Source organism: Acinetobacter gerneri DSM 14967 = CIP 107464 = MTCC 9824 (assembly GCF_000368565.1).
In the GTDB taxonomy this organism is placed as follows: Bacteria; Pseudomonadota; Gammaproteobacteria; order Pseudomonadales; family Moraxellaceae; genus Acinetobacter; species Acinetobacter gerneri.
In genome coordinates this window covers 66,508-72,507 of sequence record NZ_KB849542.1, presented here as the reverse complement: position 1 = coordinate 72,507, position 6,000 = coordinate 66,508, and the positions used below count along the sequence as shown (strand labels likewise).

At 40.2% G+C, this 6,000-nt stretch carries 4 protein-coding genes; 3 read left to right on the top strand and 1 reads right to left on the bottom strand.

What is annotated here, in order from left to right:
• Positions 1-3,993 (top strand): YadA-like family protein (locus F960_RS05920; protein WP_004860753.1); only part of this gene is annotated, 3,993 nt, incomplete at its 5' end.
• A gap of 188 nt (positions 3,994-4,181) precedes the next feature.
• A complete protein-coding gene (locus F960_RS05915) occupies positions 4,182-4,613 on the top strand; it encodes a GNAT family N-acetyltransferase (RefSeq protein ID WP_004860750.1) in 432 nt (143 codons plus the stop codon).
• Positions 4,614-4,670: 57 nt separating this feature from the next.
• On the opposite strand, the gene F960_RS05910 is transcribed toward F960_RS05915, so the two are convergent.
• Positions 4,671-5,321 (bottom strand): A1S_1983 family putative colistin resistance protein, encoded by a 651-nt coding sequence (locus F960_RS05910; protein WP_004860747.1) that lies wholly within the window; start codon positions 5,319-5,321, stop codon positions 4,671-4,673.
• 104 nt (positions 5,322-5,425) lie between these two features.
• Here F960_RS05910 and ispF point away from each other — a divergent pair, with 104 nt between their 5' ends.
• Positions 5,426-5,920 (top strand): 2-C-methyl-D-erythritol 2,4-cyclodiphosphate synthase, encoded by a 495-nt coding sequence (gene ispF, locus F960_RS05905; protein WP_004860745.1) that lies wholly within the window; start codon positions 5,426-5,428, stop codon positions 5,918-5,920.
• Positions 5,921-6,000 lie beyond the last annotated feature (80 nt).

The window sequence follows — 6,000 nt, the reverse complement described above, 5'->3', positions numbered from 1 at the left end:
TCTGTAACAGCAAGTTCATTAACTGTTGGCTCAATTAATGCTGATGCAACAACTGGAAAAATCACAGGTTTAACTGCAGGAACAGTAGCAAGCGACTCTAAAGATGCGATCAATGGCAGTCAGCTTTACGGCGTATCGGATAGCTTTAAAACAGTGATTGGTGGCAATGCTGCCGTAAATCCAGATGGCACTCTGACCACATCGAACATCGGTGGTACAGGCAAAGACACTGTTAATGATGCAATCCAAGCCATTGATACAACAGCCAAAGCCGCAAAATCCACGGTCATAGCGGGTAAAAACACCCTAGTTACCCCAACTACAAATCCTGATGGGTCAACCGAATACAAAGTCGAAACAGCAGATGATGTTGACTTTAATTCAGTCACAGTGGGTGCAATCCGTGCAGATGCAAGCTCAGGCAAGATCATAGGTTTAACTGCTGGTGCAGTAGCAAGTGATTCAAAAGATGCAATCAATGGTAGTCAGCTTTATGGCGTATCAGATAGCTTTAAAACTGTGATCGGTGGTAATGCAGTAGTAAATCCAGATGGCACTCTGACCACATCGAACATCGGTGGTACAGGCAAAGACACTGTTAATGATGCAATCCAAGCGATTGATACAACAGCTAAAGCCGCAAAATCAACCGTTATAGCGGGTAAAAATACCCTTGTAACGCCAAGCACAAATCCTGACGGCTCAACGGAATATAAAGTTGAAACTGCAGATGATGTTGACTTTAACTCTGTGACAGCAAGTTCATTAACTGTTGGTTCAATTAATGCTGATGCAACAAGTGGAAAAATCACTGGTCTGACTGCAGGTACAGTAGCGAGCGACTCTAAAGATGCGATCAATGGCAGTCAGCTTTATGGTGTCTCAGACAGCTTTAAAACAGTGATCGGTGGTAATGCTGCAGTAAATCCTGATGGTACTGTGACCACATCAAACATCGGTGGTACAGGCAAAGATAATGTTAATGATGCGATTCAAGCCATTGATACAACTGCCAAAGCTGCTAAATCAACAGTGATTGCAGGTAAAAATACCCTTGTAATGCCAACCACAAATCCTGATGGTTCAACCGAATATAAAGTTGAAACTGCAGATGATGTTGACTTTAATTCAGTCACAGTGGGTGCAATCCGTGCCGATGCAACAACTGGAAAAATCACAGGTCTAACTGCAGGTACAGTAGCCAGTGATTCAAAAGATGCGATCAATGGCAGCCAGCTTTATGGTGTATCGGATAGCTTTAAAACTGTGATTGGAGGCAATGCTGCAGTAAATCCTGATGGTACAGTGACTACATCCAACATTGGTGGCACAGGTAAAGACAATGTCAATGATGCGATTCAAGCGATTGATACAACAGCGAAAGCAGCAAAATCAACTGTCATTGCAGGTAAAAACACGCTTGTAACGCCAACCACAAATCCTGATGGTTCAACCGAATACAAAGTCGCAACTGCAGATGATGTTGATTTCAATTCTGTGACAGCAAGTTCATTAACTGTTGGCTCAATTAATGCTGATGCAACTACAGGCAAGATCACAGGTCTAACTGCTGGTACAGTAGCAAGCGACTCAAAAGATGCGATCAATGGCAGTCAGCTTTACGGCGTATCGGATAGCTTTAAAACAGTGATTGGTGGCAATGCTGCAGTAAATCCTGATGGCACTGTAACTACATCGAACATTGGCGGAACTGGTAAAGACAACGTTAATGATGCGATTCAAGCCATTGATACAACTGCCAAAGCTGCTAAATCAACCGTGGTTGCAGGTAAAAACACCCTTGTGACGCCAACGACAAATACGGATGGATCAACCGAATACAAAGTTGAAACTGCAGATGATGTTGATTTTAACTCAGTCACAGTGGGTGCAATCCGTGCTGATGCAAGCTCAGGCAAGATTACAGGTCTGACTGCTGGTACAGTAGCAAGTGATTCAAAAGATGCGATCAATGGTAGCCAACTTTACGGTGTATCGGATAGCTTTAAAACGGTGATCGGTGGTAATGCTGCAGTAAATCCAGATGGCACAGTGACTACATCGAACATTGGCGGAACTGGTAAAGACAACGTTAATGATGCGATCCAAGCGATTGATACAACAGCCAAAGCAGCAAAATCAACAGTGATTGCAGGTAAAAACACGCTTGTTACGCCAACGACAAATCCTGATGGATCAACCGAATACAAAGTCGCAACTGCAGATGATGTTGACTTCAATTCTGTGACAGCGAGTAAATTAGCTGTTGGTTCAATTAATGCTGATGCAGCTACAGGTAAAATTGTGGGTGTATCTGATGGCTTAGTCGCTGCAAATTCACTTGAAGTGGTCAATGGTGGCCAGTTATTCAAAGTTGCAGATAGCTTTAAAACAGTCGTTGGTGGAAATGCCATTGTAAATCCAGATGGAACAATTAATGTCAGCAATATAGGCGGCACAGGTAAAGACAACGTCAATGATGCAATCCAAGCGATAGATACAACAGCCAAAGCAGCAAAATCAACGGTCGTTGCAGGTAAAAATACCATTGTGACTTCGAGTAAAAATGCGGACGGTTCTACTGAGTACGCTGTTGCAACTGCAGATGATGTAAATTTCAAATCTGTGACATCGGATAAAATTACAGTGGGTAATATTGTTGCAGATGCAAGTAGCAACAAAATCAGTGGGCTTGCCAATGGTGCGGTAAGTAAAAACTCTACCGAGGCGATCAATGGTAGTCAGCTTTACGGTGTATCAAATAGCGTATCTACAGTCATTGGAGGAAACTCTAAAGTTAACGCTGATGGAACACTCACTGTAAGCAATCTTGGTAATACAGGCAAAGACAATGTCAATGATGCGATCGCAGCAGTACAAAACCAAGCGACACAAGCAAAATCGACAGTAAGTTCTGGCGATAATATCGTTGTGAATGAGACCAAAAATGCTGATGGTTCGACAAATTACCAAGTTGAAACAGCGAAAGACGTGAGCTTTGACACTGTGAAATCTGATCAAGTCACCGTTGGAAACATCAAGCTTGATAGCAGTAGCAATAAAATCACAGGTATTGAAAATGGCACAGTATCCAAAGATTCTAAAGATGCAATCAATGGTAGCCAGCTTTCAAGTGTATCGAACAGCGTTGCAAATGTGATTGGTGGAAATACCAAAGTCAATAGTGATGGTACATTGAGTGCTAACGACATTGGTGGTACAGGTAAAAATACTGTAGACGAAGCGATTGCCTCAGTGAAATCAGATGTATCGGCGGCAAAAACTACAGTATCTGCAGGTACAAATACTGTGGTAAATAAAAATCAAAACACAGATGGTTCAACCAATTATACAGTTGATTTAGCAAAAGATATTGCTGTGGATTCGGTGACTGCCCAAGATGTAAAAGCTGATAATGTACAAGCTAAAAACGTAACAGCAGACAATGTTAAAGTTGGAAATGTAACGGTAAATAGCACTACAAATAAAGTTTCAGGGCTTGCAAATGGCGAAGTGTCAAAAACCTCAACTGATGCTGTAAACGGTTCACAACTGCATGCAACAAATCAAAATATGGCAACATATTTAGGTGGTGGCTCGACTGTAAACACAGATGGGTCAACTTCAGCCCCGACCTATAATGTTGCATGTGGTAGCTACCATGATGTGGGATCGGCATTAAATGCTGTAGATGGGCGAGTTTCTAACTTAGAACAAGCGTTCTACCAAACTAACCAAAATATGCAGGACTTACGTAATGAGACACGTGCAGGTATTGCAGGGGCATTGGCTGTAGGCAACTTGCCACAACCAACTGAAGCGGGTATGAGTATGATCAGTGCAGGTGTGGGTGGATATCGTGGAGAAACTGCCGTTGCAGTTGGTGTGAGTGCAATTACAGACAGCAATAAATATGTCTGGAAAATGGGCGCTTCAGCAGACAGCCGTAGCAATATCAGTGGCGCTGTTTCTGTAGGCTACCAATGGAAATAATCACTTAGATCGAAAAAGGCCTAGATTAATTCTAGGCTTTTTTATTTCCCTAATTAATTAAAAAATAAAGTATTTAAAGAATAAAATAGTCAAAGATTCTAGGTTTGATCTGCTTGATAAAAACTATTTACACTTGATACAAATATAGAGTGATATAAAAAATATTAAATTTAAAATAAGGAAAGACTATGCAGATAACACTTAGAGAAATCAGTCAAACTGATCAGACGAGAGTGAGCGAATTATTAACAGAATTAGGCTATCAAAATACTGAAGTTTTCATGGCGCAAAGAATAGCGCAGATCTTAGATCATCCAGATGAATATTGTTATGTTGCTGAAAATGCAGGACAGATAGTGGGCATGATTTCTATGTCAATCATTTTACAAATTGCATTATCTGGTGATTTTGCACGTATTAGTTATTTGGTTATAGATGAAAAATATCGCGGTTTGGGAATAGGGCATTTACTTGAAGAAAAATGCCTAGAGGTCGCTAAATTACGAAAATGTGTGCGTATAGAGTTGCATTGTCATGAACGTAGAACATTAGCCCATCAGTTCTATTATGCTTTAGGTTATGCCGAATCACCCAAATATTTATACCGAGATATCATGTGAATAGTGCAGCATTTTCAACAAAAAGTTTGAGTTTATCTTAGGGCAATATTCAAATGACTAATCATATAAACGATAAACGCCAGTAAAACGATCACAACCTTTCTGCTGAGTTTTTATTTCCAAAATCGCTTTTTGAAAATTGAGCTGATATTTACATTGATGCTCATTATCTAAGATTTCATTTTTCTTATCTGGTGTGGTGTAAGCCAATAAACTTTCTGTCTGCGCATCGGTCTTACGATTTGGATCACGGTAGGCTAAGCCTTCGATTTTGATACGATCTTTGGAGAGCTGGTGAATTTGGATGTGTACAGGTGTTTTCGCCAAATGCCCATTTTCATATTTGAGATAATGTTGCGTCAGGCTTTGATTCATTGAGGTGAAAAAATTAAAATCCTCAATACGATCATTGAGTTGAGCCTTTAAGCAAGACGTGTTTTTACATTGGCTAGCAAAATTGAGCCAAAGTTTATTGCTATCATCAATCAGACGTGTTGGTGCATCGGTAACCAGATAAGCCGTCAAATAATGTGCATTTAAATCATGACGTAAGCTTTTAAAATTGCTATGACAGATTTTTTTGATGCTCGCTGGTTGAGCTGCATTACAGTCAATCACTTGAGCATGTAGATAACTTGTGCTCAAAACGCTGATAAACAGCAAAGAAGCAATTGTTTTAATATGATAAATTTCAGTTTTTAGCAACATGATCGCTTATACTTAGATAAATGTTCAGCTATTGCTACTATAGCGAAATAGAAACGTTGAATACAAGTTTTGATCAGTTAAATTCTGCATTAAAGGAGCTAAAAGTGATCGCACAAATTCGAATTGGTCAGGGAATGGATGTGCATGCCTTTGAAGAAGGGGATTTTGTTACTTTGGCAGGTGTCAAGATTCCGCATACACGAGGTTTAAAAGCGCATTCCGATGGGGATGTTGTCCTGCACGCATTGTGTGATGCATTGTTGGGTGCTCTCGCTTTGGGCGATATTGGTCAACATTTTCCAGATACCGATCCCAATTTTAAAGGTGCAGATAGTCGTGTTTTGCTGAAACATGTGTATCAATTGATTCTTGATCGTGGTTATGTGCTCAATAATGCAGATATTACAGTTGCATGTGAACGTCCAAAACTTGCCAAACACAACTTGGAAATGCGTCAAAGTATTGCAGATGTTCTAAATGTAGATGTAACTCAAATTAGCGTTAAAGCGACCACAACTGAAAAATTGGGCTTTACTGGGCGTCAAGAGGGCATCCTTTCAACAGCAACTGTTTTGATTAGCCATCAAGCAAAAAAATAAAACAATATAAATGGGTTGAGATAAAAATGATCCCTTAGCCTACGTGCTATCGATATGGCTAAGGGAATAACTTTCAGAAT